This window comes from Pokkaliibacter plantistimulans (assembly GCF_003194385.1).
In the GTDB taxonomy this organism is placed as follows: domain Bacteria; phylum Pseudomonadota; class Gammaproteobacteria; order Pseudomonadales; family Balneatricaceae; genus Pokkaliibacter; species Pokkaliibacter plantistimulans.
The window spans coordinates 1-13,384 of the sequence record NZ_LAPT01000182.1 but is presented as its reverse complement, the minus strand read 5'-3'; the positions used below and the strand labels follow the sequence as shown (position 1 = coordinate 13,384).

Here is a 13,384-nt window from a genome sequence, read left to right as displayed (position 1 = left end):
CTTAACAGGTCGTTGAAAATCTATCTGCGTTGCCGAATACCGCGTCAAAAACAGGCTCACAGCCGAAGGCTGAACGTGCTTTAGCACTGCCTCGGAGGGGCGAGCGAAGCGAGTCAAATGCTCATTTAGTTCACTAAACTCCGCTTTTTCGCCTGTTTCTTGTGCTCTAGGAGTATTTCCTTGTCTCGGCGGCCTCGATAACGTTTTTCAACAGCCTGTAAAAGGGAAGGAATCAAACGAAGTCATCAGTCTGCCGCCACACCGGCTGTGCGGACGCTATGGCGGCCATAGAGCATTGTCCCGGAACATGTGCGTAGAGCGCTTTGCGAGCCTAACCCCATCAGGGCCAAAGCTTGTCAGCGCCGAGTCCGACAGGCTCCTGGCAGGCTGCTAGAACCACGCCTCCATCTGCGCTCCCACCAGCCACTTACTGCTACCGGTAAAGCCGGTATCACCGAAATCAGTACTGCTGCTGCCATCGTAGGTAAAGCCGTTAAGATCCTTATCCCAGCCCAGATAGGTGCCGAACAGGCGGATTTCAGGCCGGGCAAAGAAGCCTGCCTGCGTATCCAGCTTAAAGGTCGGCGCCACGGTCAGCTTGTAGAAATCGCCCTTGGCCTTAGCGAAGGTGCTGTCCAGATTCATGTACTGGTAAGTACCTTCATACTGCATCTCGAAATTCTCGCTGAGCGCATCCGTCAGACGCAGGTTGAGGGACGCCCACTTGTAGCTGTCGCCCTCGTTCACGCGATTCTTGCTGGTTTCCGCCAGCAGTGCCGGAGCGATTTTCCAGTTGTCGTTGATGTCGGTGGTGCCATAGGTGAAGACGCGCACCGCCTCGGCATCATGCTGCAGGGTATCGACCGCACCCAGACGTTTAACCTCAGCCCCCAGTCCATGACCGTAGAGCACGCCAGTCTTGGCAAAGCCGTCACTCAGGCCGTAGAAGCTCGGCGCATGATAGGCCAGCAGGCCGTGATAACCGGAGGTCGCGCGACCGTTATCGCCATCATCGTTGTGTTTGGCGCGCATGGCATTGAGCATGACCTGCCAGTTGCCGATGAAGTTGTTGCTGGTGGCGATATAGCTCTTGATGTCATTGCCTTCCTCATCATTGCTGTCGAGGAAGTCGCGGCCATACACCGAGAAACTGGTTTTCCAGTCTGGTGTGACCTGTGCATCGTAGAAGCCGGCACCGGTGCCGGAGAGGAAGACGATATCGCTGTCATAGAAATGGATATCGAAGTTTTTCTTGTCAAAGCGTTTACCGGCCCAGATTGTCGCATCCTGAAAAGCACTGCCCTTGAAGCTGGGCAGATTGCCCATTTCCGCATAGGCCTGGCGCACATTGATGCCGTTGTCACCCCCGGTCCAGTCGTTATTGCTGTTCACGCCATCCGCAATCATGATGTTGTAGCGCGCCCAGCTGCCGTTATCGCTGGTGAAGTTCTTGGCCAGCTGAGCCTCCACATAGGTATCGGTCTCCAGACCCAGGCGCCCGACCGGTCCGCCGAGGCTGCCCGCCGGAGTGATATAGGGGCCAACCCCTTCCACAGTTTTCATATCGCCATTACTGGAAGTGCCGGAACGGGCATAGCCGTGAAACTCAAAGGAGTTGGCGGTTTCCACCACTTCTTTTTTGGCCGAGGTCAGCGCTGAGGCACTGACCTGTGAGGCCGTCGCATTAGCTTGTTCGGCCGTCGTTGATGCCGCATTGGCCGTGGTCTTGGCCTGCACCGCCAACGTGGTGACCTGCTGCAGTTGCTGTTCCAGCTTGGCGATACGCGCTTCCAGTTCCCTGACCTGCTCGGCATTACCTTGAGCATGGGCTCCCGCACCAAACAGTGCAGTGCTGACGGCCAGTGCCAGAGCAGAATGTTTTAAACGTGCCTGAGCACAGCTCCTGTCTCTCAATACTCGACTCAACATAAGGGGTAACTCCTTGATCTCATTATTAGATTTATTGGTAATCCACACTGCTGCCGGAGCTGGCCAACGTATTGGCTAGCTGAGGTGAAACGTCAGTCTGGCAAACAGCAGGCAATAGCGGACCCTGCCAGCGGCTCAACGCCGTAGCCTTACTCAGAATGAAAAGGATCAGCGGCTACAGCCGCCCTGAATCAGGGGCCGCTACAGCTGCCCATGAACTGTATCGATATAGATACAAAGCCAAAGGAAGCCAATTCAAAAGGCCTGCCCGTTGGATCTGAATGATGGTGAATTAGCGGTTCAGAGAGCGTTATGCAGGGACAACACATCCGTCCGTCTCCTTAGAATTTATTATTGTTAATCGATTAAGAAGATCAGCAAATATTGCCGTTACCAAGCATAACGACAGTTCAGCACAAAAAACAATCACTATTTTTGCAAGATGACTAGCATGCGGAGAGTTAGAACACGTGCAGAGGATCATGAATGTAAAATTTATTGATCATTTATGCTTTATAAAATGAACAATCCTATCTATTTCTGATGCCCGTGAACTGAATCTCTTCGCCTACACATAGATTTTTTCTCAAAAATCAAACTTAATCATTTAAGATATAAGAAAAAAAGACACCACCAAGACGTGCTTCGCGGGCTTTTACGTCACCTTGACGAAAGTCGGAAAGATAGCTAAACCATCTGCCACACAGACGATTTTTATCAACAAACAAGAGACTGCAAGGGCTTCATTTCTTATCACTACACACAAAACTTAATCAATACAGAACATCTTATCCCCCAAACAGAAAGTGACTTGCACCTGACGCCAACTCTGTCTAGGATTAGTTCGTCGATCTGAATCGTTACAGAAAACATCACCTACCGATTTCAGGCGTACGTTCCGCATAAGAAATACAACAACGGGTAACTATTACGATGAAAACCAAGTACCTCCCCCTGCTGGGCCTGGCCATGCTCGCCCCTCTGGCACACAGCGAAACCCTGTCTATCTCCTGCGGTGCCGTAGGTGCCGAACTGCAGCTGTGCAAGGAAGGCGTGGACGCCTGGGCAGCGAAGACGGGCAACACCGTCAAGCTGGTCTCGACTCCCAACTCCTCCACTGAACGACTTTCGCTGTATCAGCAGATTCTGTCAGCAGGTTCGACCGATCTGGACGTCATGCAGATCGATGTCGTCTGGCCCGGCATGCTGGCCAGCCAGCTACTGGATTTAACCCCTTACATCAAGGATCAGGCTGAGTTCTTCCCCAGCATGATCAGCAATGACACCATCAACGGCAAACTAGTGGCCATGCCCTGGTTCACCGATGCCGGGCTGCTGTTCTACCGCAAAGATCTGCTGGAAAAGTACAAGCTGCCCATACCCGCCACCTGGAGTGAGCTGAGCCAGAGCGCCAAGGTCATTCAGGACGGTGAACGACAGGCGGGCAACAGCCAGATGTGGGGTTACGTGTGGCAAGGCCGGGCCTACGAGGGGCTGACCTGCGATGCACTGGAGTGGGTCTACAGCCACAACGGCGGCACGCTGATCAATGACAAGGGCGAGGTGGATGTCACCAATCCTGGCGTCATCGCCGCACTCAATCAGGCCAAATCCTGGGTCAACACTATCTCTCCTGAAGGGGTACTGAACTACGCCGAAGAGGAGGCGCGCGGCGTCTTCCAGACCGGCAACGCCGTCTTCATGCGTAACTGGCCCTACGCCTGGTCACTGGCGCAAGCCAGCGACAGCCCGATAAAGGACAAAGTGGGTGTCGCACCATTGCCCAAGGGTGGGGAAGACGGGAAACATGCGGCTACGCTGGGTGGCTGGCAGCTGGCGGTGTCGAAATACAGCCAGCATCCACAGCTGGCCGCCGATCTGGTCAGCTACCTGACCAGTTATGAAGAACAGAAACGGCGTGCGATTAAGGGTACCTACAACCCAACGCGCCCAGCGCTGTATCAGGATGCAGAGGTCACCACCGCCGTACCCTTCTTCAAAGATCTGTATGACGTCTTCGTCAACGGTGTACCACGCCCCAGCTCCATCAGCGGCGATAAGTACGGACAGGTCAGCAACCTTTTCTTCAATATGGTGCACGTAGTACTGGCTGACTCCATGTCCCCCGAGAAAGCAGCAGAAACCATGCAGAAGAAGCTGGAACGCATACTGCGCTGATCATCCGCTTTGCTATTCAATTAAGGAAAAGTCCCATGTCCACCCCCGCGACTGACAAGCTGCGGACGGCGGCCCCGGCAGCCAGTGCGTCCCACCCCAAGGGGCGCCTGAGCCGCACGCGGGTGCGTGCCGCCTGGCTGTTTCTGCTGCCGATGCTGGTGGTGCTGCTACTGGTTGCCGGCTGGCCGCTGCTGCGCACCATCTGGTTCAGCTTTACCGATGCCAGTTTCAGCACGCTGCACGAGGCCCACTTCATAGGTCTGGAAAACTATCTGAACTACGACGAGGGTGAATGGTACGGCGTACTGGCCGATCCACAGTGGTGGGGAGCGGTGCGCAATACCCTGTTCTTCACTCTGGTATCGGTGTCACTGGAGCTGGTGCTGGGCATGGTGTTTGCGCTGGTGCTGAACGCCCAGTTTCCCGGTCGGGCACTGGTGCGCGCAGCGGTGCTGATCCCCTGGGCTATCCCGACCATCGTCTCGGCCAAGATGTGGAGCTGGATGCTGCATGACCAGTTTGGCATCCTCAATCACCTGCTGATCAGTCTCGGCATCCTGGATACGCCGCTGGCCTGGACCGCCAACTCCAGTCTGTCGCTGTGGGCAGTGGTGATGGTTGATGTGTGGAAGACCACGCCTTTTATGGCGCTGCTGATTCTCGCCGCGTTGCAGATGCTGCCCTCAGACTGCTACGAGGCCGCCCGTGTCGATGGCATTCATCCGGTCAGGGTGTTCTTCCGCGTCACCCTGCCGCTGATCACACCGGCCCTGCTGGTGGCGGTGACCTTCCGCGTGCTGGATGCACTGCGGGTGTTCGACGTCATCTATGTGCTGACCTCCAACAGCGCCGACACCATGTCGATGTCTGTGTTCGCCCGCCAGCAGCTGGTGGAGTTTCAGGAAGTCGGTTACGGCTCTGCCGCCTCGACCCTGCTGTTCCTGTTTATTGCCCTGCTGACCCTGGCCTGGCTCTACCTTGGCCGCAAGCGCCTGCAAGGAGATCTGTGATGAAAGCATTTTCCTGGCCGCGCCTGCTGGGTCGCATCGGCTTTACGATGCTGGTGCTGTGCATTGTGCTGTTCTGTGTATTCCCGTTCTACTATGCGGTGCTGACCTCGTTCAAAAGCAGCGGTGAGCTGTTTCAGGTCAGCTACTGGATCAATCATCTCAACTTCAGCAACTACCAGACCGTACTGGGCCGCCCGTCCTTCCTGCGCAGCCTGTTCAACTCGGTACTGGTCTCGACCCTGGTGGTGGCGCTGTCGCTGCTGCTCGGTCTGACCGCCGCCTATGCCCTCGGTCGCTTCGACTTCAAAGGCCGTGGCAGCGTACTGACACTGGTATTGGGCGTATCGATGTTTCCTCAGGTGGCGGTGCTGTCCGGCCTGTTTGAGGTGATCCGCGGTCTGGGTCTGTACAACAACCCACTGGGGCTGGTGTTCTCCTACACCCTGTTCACCCTGCCCTTTACCGTCTGGGTGCTGACCACCTTTATGCGCCAACTGCCCAAAGAGCTGGAAGAAGCCGCCATTGTCGATGGTGCCAGCCCCTGGCTAACGCTGACCAAAGTACTGATGCCGCTGCTTTGGCCTGCCATGGTCACCACCGGCATGCTGGCCTTTATTGCCGCCTGGAACGAGTTCCTCTTTGCCCTGACCTTCACCCTCACCGACAGCCAGCGCACCGTGCCGGTCGCCATCGCCCTGATCAGTGGCGGCAGCCAGTACGAATTGCCCTGGGGCATCATTATGGCCGCCTCGGTGGTGGTGACTGTACCGCTGATCCTGCTGGTGCTGGTGTTCCAGCGACGCATTGTTTCCGGCCTGACCGCCGGGGCCGTCAAGGGCTGATGCCCACGCCCCGGCCTGCTGTCTGTCAATGAACCTCTACCGTTACCGAGTACGACCATGAGCAACCTGTCCAATCCTCTTGCCAATCCCGACTGGTGGCGCGGTGCGCTGATCTATCAGATCTACCCCCGCTCCTATCAGGACTCCAATCAGGATGGCATCGGCGATCTGCCCGGCATCACCGCCCGTCTGGAGCATATTGCCAGCCTCGGTGTCGATGCCGTGTGGCTGTCGCCCATCTTCACCTCACCGATGAAAGACTTCGGCTATGACGTGGCTGACTACACTGACGTCGACCCCATGTTCGGCAGCCTCGATGATTTCCGCGTCATGCTGGACAAAGCCCACGGGCTGGGTCTGAAGGTGATGATTGATCAGGTCATCAGCCACTCTTCCGACCAGCACCCGTGGTTTGCAGAAAGTCGCCAGAGCCGCGACAACGCCAAAGCAGACTGGTACGTGTGGGCCGATGCCAAGGCCGATGGCAGCCCGCCCAACAACTGGCTGTCGCTGTTCGGTGGCAGTGCCTGGGCCTGGGACAGCCGTCGTCGTCAGTATTACCTGCACAACTTTCTCGCCAGCCAGCCCGACCTTAACCTGCACAATCCGCAGGTACAGGCGGCACTGCTGGGCGCCATCCGCTTCTGGCTGGAGCTGGGGGTGGATGGTTTCCGGCTGGATACCGTCAATTTCTACTTCCACGATCCATTACTGCGCGACAACCCGCCGCTGCCCGCTGATCAGCCGAAAAGCCTGGGCGTGAAGGACGACAATCCCTACTCCTTCCAGCGCCATCTGTATGACATCAGCCGCCCGGAAAACCTGGTTTTTCTGCAGCAGCTGCGTGCCCTGCTGGATGAATTCCCCGACCGCACCATGGTCGGCGAGATCGGCGACGACTTCCCGCTGCAGCGGATGGCCGAGTACACCAGTGGCGGTGACAAACTGCACATGGCCTACACCTTTGACCTGCTCAACCAGCCCCATGATCCGGCCTATATCCGCACCGTTATTCGCCGTCTGGAAGACGCGGTGGGCGATGGCTGGCCGTGCTGGGCACTGAGCAACCACGATGTGGTGCGCTGTGTCAGCCGCTGGAACGATGATCCGCAGCAGAGCCGTCAGCAGCGAGAAGACTTTGCCGTCGCGGCGATGGCGATGCTGATCAGCATGCGTGGCAGCGTCTGTATCTATCAGGGCGAAGAGCTGGCGCTGCCGGAGGCCGAAGTGCCGTTCGAGCGTCTGCAGGATCCTTATGCTCTGCCGTTCTGGCCGCAGTACAAGGGCCGTGATGGCTGCCGTACCCCGATGGTCTGGCGTAATACCGCGCAGGGCGAATTCTCCACCGTCGAGCCGTGGTTACCCGTGGATGAACGCCATCTGCCGCTGGCCGTGGCCGAGCAGGAAGCCCGGACAGACAGCGTACTGCAGCGGATGCGCCAGCTGCTGCAATGGCGCCAGCAACAGCCCGCGCTGATTAAAGGCAGTATCGAGGTGCTCGACCATACCGGCGAGCTACTGTGCTGGATTCGCCGCTGTGAAGAGCAGTCACTGCTGGTGGTGATCAACCTCAGCGATCAGCCACAGCGCCAGCCGTTGCCCTGTGCCATCCGGCAGCTGCTGGAAGGTCATGGCCTGCGCGGCGAAATCGACGGTGAAGAGATGGTCGTGGCGCCCTATCAGGGACTGTTCGCCAGCCTCTGATGGATGCCCATCCCCAGTAACACAGCAGGAGGCCCGGCCTCCTGCAGGAGACAAGATTATGGCCAGCCTGACTCTGAAAAAAATAAACAAGCACTATGGTGCGGCGCATATCCTGCGGGACGTCAATCTCAGCATTGGCGACGGTGAATTCGTGGTGTTCGTCGGCCCGTCCGGCTGTGGCAAGTCCACCCTGCTGCGGGTGATTGCCGGTCTGGAGGACATTAACTCCGGCGAACTCTATATCGGTACTCAGGAAGTCAGCGCCCTGCCGCCCAAGGAGCGTGGCATCGGTATGGTGTTCCAGTCCTACGCCCTGTACCCGCACATGACGGTGTACGACAACATCGCCTTTGGCCTGCAGCTGGCCAAGACCAGCCGCGAGACCGTTGCCGAACGGGTGGAAAACACCGCCAGAATCCTGCAGCTGGACTCCCTGTTGCAGCGCAAACCCCGTGCCCTGTCCGGCGGCCAGCGCCAGCGGGTGGCCATGGGCCGCGCCATTGCCCGTGAGCCACGGGTGATGCTGTTCGATGAGCCGCTGTCCAACCTTGATGCCTCGCTGCGGGTGCAGATGCGCATGGAAATCGCTAAGCTACATCGTCGCCTCGGCTCCACCATGATTTATGTCACCCATGATCAGGTAGAAGCCATGACACTGGCTGACAAGATCGTGGTGCTCAACGGCGGTCGGGTCGAGCAGGTAGGCACACCCTATGAGCTGTACGAACATCCGGCAACCACCTTTGTCGCAGGCTTTATCGGCTCGCCGAAGATGAATCTGATCAACGGCACCGTGACTCGCGTCACCAGGGACAGCGTCAGCCTGCAGCTGGATCGATTGGGCGACCTAGACTTAAGTCCTATACCCGTTCATGGCCTGGAGAATGGGGCTAGAATAACCCTTGGTATCCGCCCCGAGCATCTGCAACTGGCGGCCCCGACCCATGGCCCGCAGGGCGAAGTAATCAATATCGAGTATCTGGGCAACGAGCGTTTTATCTACGTTGCCTGTCAGGATGATACCGAGCCGCTGCTGATTCGTGACAGTGGCCCGTGCTCCCCACGCCTCGGCGATCAGGTGGGGCTGGTGATTGCGCCGCAACAGTGTCACCTGTTTGACCAGCAGGGACGGAGTTATCCACGGGTGTTGATCCAGCAGCAGGGGCTGCTGGACGAAGCCAATCAACCGGTCCGAACAGCCAACAGCACATGAGTCCACAAACCACAGCGAAGAAACTGACCCTGAAAGACGTGGCCAGAGCCCTCAAGGTCTCCACAGCCACGATTTCCAACGCCTTCAACCGTCCGGATCAGCTCTCCGCTGAATTGCGCCGGCACATCCTCAGCGAGTGCCAGCGCATGGGCTATCACGGCCCGAACGCCACCGCCCGCAGCCTGCGTACCGGCCGCTCCGGTATCGTCGGCATCGTGCTGTCGGATAACCTCAGCTACAGCGTCACTGACCCGGTGGCCAGCGAGTTTCTGCACGGCGTGGCGGAAGTGTTCGACGAGCAGCAGACCCACATGCTGCTGCTCTCCAGCGCCCCGCACGGCAGCGGCTATACCCAGTTGCCGGACAGCATGGTCGATGGCTTCATTGTCTACGGCGCACCGATTCAGACCACCATACTTTCCCGCCTGCTACAGCAGCACAAACCCATCGTCACCGTTGATTTCAACTGGCAGGACTTCCCCGCCGTCAATGTCACCAATCAGGAAGGCGCACTTGACAGCGCCCGCCATGCCCTGCGTCAGCGCCCCCAGCAGGTGGCGGTACTAGGCTTGCGACTGGTGGATACGGACCGGGTCTGCCGGGTCACCCAGGAAGAACTGCTGGATGCCAGCGCCTCGGTATCGATTCAGCGCCTGCGCGGTTATCAGCAGGCACTGGCAGAAGTGGACGTCCCCCTGACCACCGACTGGATCTGGAATATTCCCAGCAACAGCCTGAAGTTTGCCCAGCAGGCCGCGCGCGAAGCGCTGATGAGCTTCCCCCGCCCCGACCTGCTGCTGTGTATGAGTGACCGCATTGCCCAGGCTGCTGCCCAGTGCGCCCAGCATCTGGGGCTACGGGTGCCGGAGGACGTACGGATTATCGGTTTTGATGATATCCCCGAAGCACAGATCATGAGCCCGAGCCTGACCACGGTGCATCAGCAGAATGTGGAAAAGGGCCGACAGGCAGCCCGTCTGTTTCTCGGTCTGACCAACGACACTCAGGTGGTGATTCCCACCGAATTAGTGATCCGGGAAAGCTGCCCCTGAGCACACCATTCGCCTTCTGTCTTTACTGACGTCGCACTGCAGCCGTTTCGTGGTTGGCCCGGAACGGCTGCAGCAACAGCGCTCTCACTCCCAGCACCTGCCGATACTGTGGCAGCCCCAGTGCCATGGCGTCATGGCCGTCTTGCGGCTGCGCCCGATAGGTGGCGAACAGCCTGTCCCAGCACGACAGCATAAAGCCGAAATTGCTGTGGGTTTCCTCAGCATGTACGGAGTGATGCACACGGTGCATGGCCGGTGTCACCAGCAACCAGCGTAAGGGCCTTTCCCAGCGTGCAGGCAGGCGGATATTGGCATGATTGAACAGCGCCGCGCTGTTCAGCAGCACCTCGAACCACACCACCACCGCGGGTGAGATACCCAGCAGCATAACCACCAGCACCTTGTAGAGCAGCGACAGCAGAATCTCCAGCGGATGAAAACGCAGCGCCGTGGAGGCATCCAGATCCAGGTCACTGTGATGCACCCGATGCAGGCGCCACAACCAGCTCAGCCGATGGCTCAGCACGTGCTGCCCGTAGATGGCCAGATCCAGCAGGATTATCCCGACCACCGCCAGCAGCGACGCCGGCAACGGCAGTAAAGGCAACAGCCCCCAGCCCTGCTGCCGGGCATAGACCGCCGCCACGATAGCAGCGGCCCCGAGCGTAAAGCGCTGCACCAGCACGTCCACCAGCAGCAGGCCGATGTTGATCAGCAGATGGCGTCCACGCGGTTGCTGCCAGGGCCGCTGTGGTCGCAGGCTTTCCCAGCTCAGCAGGAGCAGCAACACCGCCATGAAGATTGTCAGACGCAGCAACGGCTCGCTCATGGTGTCAGGTTCCCTGTGTTTGCAGCAGTGGCCTGCCCTCGTCAGTTCCTGCTGTACATGGGGTGATCTTCATTGAGCTGCAACAGATCCCAGCGGTTACCGTAGAGGTCTTCAAACACCGCCACCGTGCCGTAGGGTTGCTGCTGGGGCGGGCGGATAAAGCTGATGCCCAGTGCCTCCATGCGCTGGTAGTCACGCCAGAAGTCATCGGTCTTGAGGAACAGGAATACCCGACCACCGGCCTGATTACCGATAAAGGCCTGCTGTTCTTCATCGGAAGCCCGCGCCAGCAGCAGCGTCACGTCGCTGGAACCGGGCGGTGACACCACCACCCAGCGTTTGTCCTGCTCTGGCTGATAGCTGTCTTCAATCAGTTCAAAGCCCAGCTTGTTGACGTAGAAATCGATGGCCTCGTCGTAATCCCTGACCACCAGAGCAATGTGCACTATGGCTTGTCGCATTCGCTTGTCCTCTTGCATTCCCATTTCCAGCGCCCCGCAGCAGAGGCCAATAGCCAGCTAAAGCCAATATCCGGCAGAAATAAAAAGGGCCACCTGATACTCAGGCAGCCCCTGTTTGATTCAGAACGTATGCACGATCTGCGGCGCGTCACCACTTAACGGAAAATGACCGTCTTGTTGCCGTCCAAGAATACACGGTGATCAATATGGTATTTAACCGCCCGCGCCAGTGCCTGGGTTTCGGTTTCACGACCAATGGCCACCAGATCGTCGGGACGGCTGGAGTGATCCACACGCTGCACCACCTGCTCGATGATGGGGCCTTCATCCAGATCTGCAGTGACGTAATGCGCCGTGGCGCCAATCAGCTTCACGCCGCGCTCGTGGGCCTGATGATAAGGCTTGGCCCCCTTGAAGCCGGGCAGGAAGGAATGGTGAATATTGATGGCACGGCCCTGCAGCTGGGCGCACAGACTGTTGGACAGAATCTGCATGTAACGCGCCAGCACCACCAGATCGGTACCGGTTTCGTGGACGATCTGCAGCAGCTGTTCTTCCTGACTGGCCTTGTTGTCCTTGGTGATCGGCAGATAGATAAAGCGGATACCTTCACGCTCCACCATGGGGCGCAGATCCAGATGGTTCGACACCACCGCGGTGACTTCCATGAACAGCTCGCCTTTCTGCAGGCGATACAGCAGATCACCCAGACAGTGATCAAATTTGGAAACCATGATCAGCACCTTGCTGGGCTGGTTGCCGTCATAGATGTTCCAGTCCATCTCGAAGCCTTCAGCCACCGCCTGAAAACCGGCACGAATGCTGTCGACGGTATGGTCGACTTCACCCTCGATACGGAACACCGCACGCATGAAGAACTTGCCGTTGTCTTCGTCATCAAACTGCGCCAGTTCACTGATATAGCAGCCGCAATTGGCCAGATAGGACGACACGCCAGCAACGATACCGGAGCGGGCAGGACAGGTGGCGGTGAGAATTAAGCGATTGCTTTCCTTGATAACGTTTTTCATGGCAAGGCCTTGTGACATAAAGCGGAGATGCCCGCGCGGGGGCAAACAACTGGCTGACGCCCGACGGTACTGTCCGGCACCTGCAGCAGGCACCAGCGGGACAGGCAACCGTGGAGAAGCGGAAGTTATACCCCTTTCAATCCAGCAGGAAAACCATCTTCCCGGTAAATATCCCCGGATTTCCATGACGGCCGACAAAAGCCTCAGTCTGTTATCTCAACCGCGCAGCCCTTACACTTAAGCCCTTCCCGTCCCGCCAGCCACCGGAGAACTATGAGCGAGCATTCCCGCCCCCTGAGCCGCAGCGAAGAAAAGCGCCAGCGTATTCTGGAAACTGCCATGGATATGTTCTGCAGCCAGGGCTTTGCCAACACCAGTATGGATGCCATCGCCAGGGAAGCAGACGTCTCCAAGCAGACCATCTACAGCCACTTTGGCAGCAAGGATGACCTGTTTGTCGCCTCCATTCGCACCAAATGCCTGCAAGCGAACCTGTCGGAAGACCTGTTTAACGAGCAGGAAAGTGTCGGGCAGCAACTGCAGCGCTTTGCCCGCCTGTTTACCGAGCTGGTGTTATCGGATGATGCCATCCGGGTATTCCGCACCTGTATCAGCAGTGCCGACCAGTTGCCGCATCTGGGCCAGCTGTTTTTCAATGAAGGGCCGATGAATGTTATCACTCTGCTGACGCTGTATCTGCAACGGGTGACGGAGCGGGGCGAACTGGCCATCGCCAACCCGCATGGTGCAGCGGTACAGCTGCTGATGATGCTGATGGGGGAAGGGCATCTGCGGCGCAAACTGGGCCTGCCCTACGATACCCAGTCAGCGGCACATCACGAGTATCTGCGCAGCAGCGTGGAGTTATTTCTGCGCGGCTATCGGGCCTGACCGCCGCAGCATCACCGCTCTGCCACGGAAAATCGACGTTCGCCACGGTGCGGTTCGTACCTCACCGCACCCTTGTATCTCTTCTGGAGTTTCTGATTAGCTACCAGCGACTCCAAAGAGTTCGGTGAAGTGGACCGCACCCTGGGCACATGATGTCGTGACGTAGATTCACTCCCGAGCTCTTGTTCTCCCACATTGAATGGTATCCAAGCGCCTGAATTGTCAGTGACGCTGAATGGACAAG

11 protein-coding genes are annotated in these 13,384 nt (G+C 58.0%); 7 read left to right on the top strand and 4 right to left on the bottom strand.

Features of this window, described 5'->3' with window-relative positions; all coding sequences use genetic code 11:
- Positions 1 to 390: 390 nt before the first annotated feature.
- Entirely contained in the window at positions 391 to 1,929 is a 1,539-nt protein-coding gene (locus tag WH50_RS25625; protein ID WP_110190308.1) for a carbohydrate porin, read from the bottom strand.
- Positions 1,930 to 2,862: 933 nt separating this feature from the next.
- Here WH50_RS25625 and WH50_RS25620 point away from each other — a divergent pair.
- Genes WH50_RS25620 through WH50_RS25595 form a run of 6 tightly spaced genes read left to right on the top strand, consistent with a single transcriptional unit; the run spans position 2,863 to position 9,928 of the window.
- Positions 2,863 to 4,107, top strand: a complete 1,245-nt coding sequence (locus WH50_RS25620) for an ABC transporter substrate-binding protein (RefSeq protein ID WP_110190306.1) — start codon at positions 2,863 to 2,865, stop codon at positions 4,105 to 4,107.
- A gap of 35 nt (positions 4,108 to 4,142) precedes the next feature.
- Entirely contained in the window at positions 4,143 to 5,117 is a 975-nt protein-coding gene (locus WH50_RS25615; protein ID WP_110190304.1) for a carbohydrate ABC transporter permease, read from the top strand.
- Positions 5,117 to 5,959, top strand: a complete 843-nt coding sequence (locus WH50_RS25610) for a carbohydrate ABC transporter permease (protein ID WP_110190302.1) — start codon at positions 5,117 to 5,119, stop codon at positions 5,957 to 5,959. The genes WH50_RS25615 and WH50_RS25610 overlap by 1 nt, the downstream gene beginning before the upstream one ends.
- 57 nt (positions 5,960 to 6,016) lie before the next feature.
- On the top strand, positions 6,017 to 7,663 hold the full coding sequence (locus WH50_RS25605) for an alpha-glucosidase (RefSeq protein ID WP_110190300.1): 1,647 nt from the start codon (positions 6,017 to 6,019) through the stop codon (positions 7,661 to 7,663).
- A 58-nt stretch (positions 7,664 to 7,721) separates the two neighbouring features.
- Positions 7,722 to 8,876, top strand: coding sequence for an ABC transporter ATP-binding protein (locus WH50_RS25600; RefSeq protein WP_110190299.1), 1,155 nt, complete (start codon positions 7,722 to 7,724; stop codon positions 8,874 to 8,876).
- On the top strand, positions 8,873 to 9,928 hold the full coding sequence (locus tag WH50_RS25595) for a LacI family DNA-binding transcriptional regulator (protein WP_110190297.1): 1,056 nt from the start codon (positions 8,873 to 8,875) through the stop codon (positions 9,926 to 9,928). Before WH50_RS25600 ends, WH50_RS25595 begins: the two co-directional genes overlap by 4 nt.
- Positions 9,929 to 9,950: 22 nt before the next feature.
- Here WH50_RS25595 and WH50_RS25590 read toward each other — a convergent pair whose 3' ends face one another.
- The 3 genes from WH50_RS25590 to purU all read right to left on the bottom strand — a co-directional run bounded on the left by WH50_RS25590 (position 9,951) and on the right by purU (position 12,249).
- Positions 9,951 to 10,757, bottom strand: coding sequence for a sterol desaturase family protein (locus WH50_RS25590; RefSeq protein ID WP_110190295.1), 807 nt, complete (start codon positions 10,755 to 10,757; stop codon positions 9,951 to 9,953).
- Positions 10,758 to 10,798: 41 nt separating this feature from the next.
- Positions 10,799 to 11,218 carry a VOC family protein gene (locus WH50_RS25585; protein WP_110190293.1) on the bottom strand — a complete coding sequence of 140 codons (420 nt, stop codon included), beginning with the start codon at positions 11,216 to 11,218 and terminating at the stop codon, positions 10,799 to 10,801.
- 155 nt (positions 11,219 to 11,373) lie between these two features.
- A complete protein-coding gene (gene purU, locus WH50_RS25580) occupies positions 11,374 to 12,249 on the bottom strand; it encodes a formyltetrahydrofolate deformylase (protein ID WP_110190291.1) in 876 nt (291 codons plus the stop codon).
- Between the two features lie 273 nt (positions 12,250 to 12,522).
- Here purU and WH50_RS25575 point away from each other — a divergent pair, with 273 nt between their 5' ends.
- Positions 12,523 to 13,140, top strand: coding sequence for a TetR/AcrR family transcriptional regulator (locus WH50_RS25575; protein WP_110190289.1), 618 nt, complete (start codon positions 12,523 to 12,525; stop codon positions 13,138 to 13,140).
- Positions 13,141 to 13,384 lie beyond the last annotated feature (244 nt).

Coding starts and splice junctions, on each gene's coding strand:
- WH50_RS25605 (WP_110190300.1), top strand. CDS start 6,017: ATGAGCAACCTGTCCAATCCTCTTGCCAATCCCGACTGGTGGCGCGGT.
- WH50_RS25600 (WP_110190299.1), top strand. CDS start 7,722: ATGGCCAGCCTGACTCTGAAAAAAATAAACAAGCACTATGGTGCGGCG.
- WH50_RS25620 (WP_110190306.1), top strand. CDS start 2,863: ATGAAAACCAAGTACCTCCCCCTGCTGGGCCTGGCCATGCTCGCCCCT.
- WH50_RS25595 (WP_110190297.1), top strand. CDS start 8,873: ATGAGTCCACAAACCACAGCGAAGAAACTGACCCTGAAAGACGTGGCC.
- purU (WP_110190291.1), bottom strand. CDS start 12,249: ATGAAAAACGTTATCAAGGAAAGCAATCGCTTAATTCTCACCGCCACC.
- WH50_RS25625 (WP_110190308.1), bottom strand. CDS start 1,929: ATGTTGAGTCGAGTATTGAGAGACAGGAGCTGTGCTCAGGCACGTTTA.
- WH50_RS25575 (WP_110190289.1), top strand. CDS start 12,523: ATGAGCGAGCATTCCCGCCCCCTGAGCCGCAGCGAAGAAAAGCGCCAG.
- WH50_RS25590 (WP_110190295.1), bottom strand. CDS start 10,757: ATGAGCGAGCCGTTGCTGCGTCTGACAATCTTCATGGCGGTGTTGCTG.
- WH50_RS25615 (WP_110190304.1), top strand. CDS start 4,143: ATGTCCACCCCCGCGACTGACAAGCTGCGGACGGCGGCCCCGGCAGCC.
- WH50_RS25585 (WP_110190293.1), bottom strand. CDS start 11,218: ATGCGACAAGCCATAGTGCACATTGCTCTGGTGGTCAGGGATTACGAC.
- WH50_RS25610 (WP_110190302.1), top strand. CDS start 5,117: ATGAAAGCATTTTCCTGGCCGCGCCTGCTGGGTCGCATCGGCTTTACG.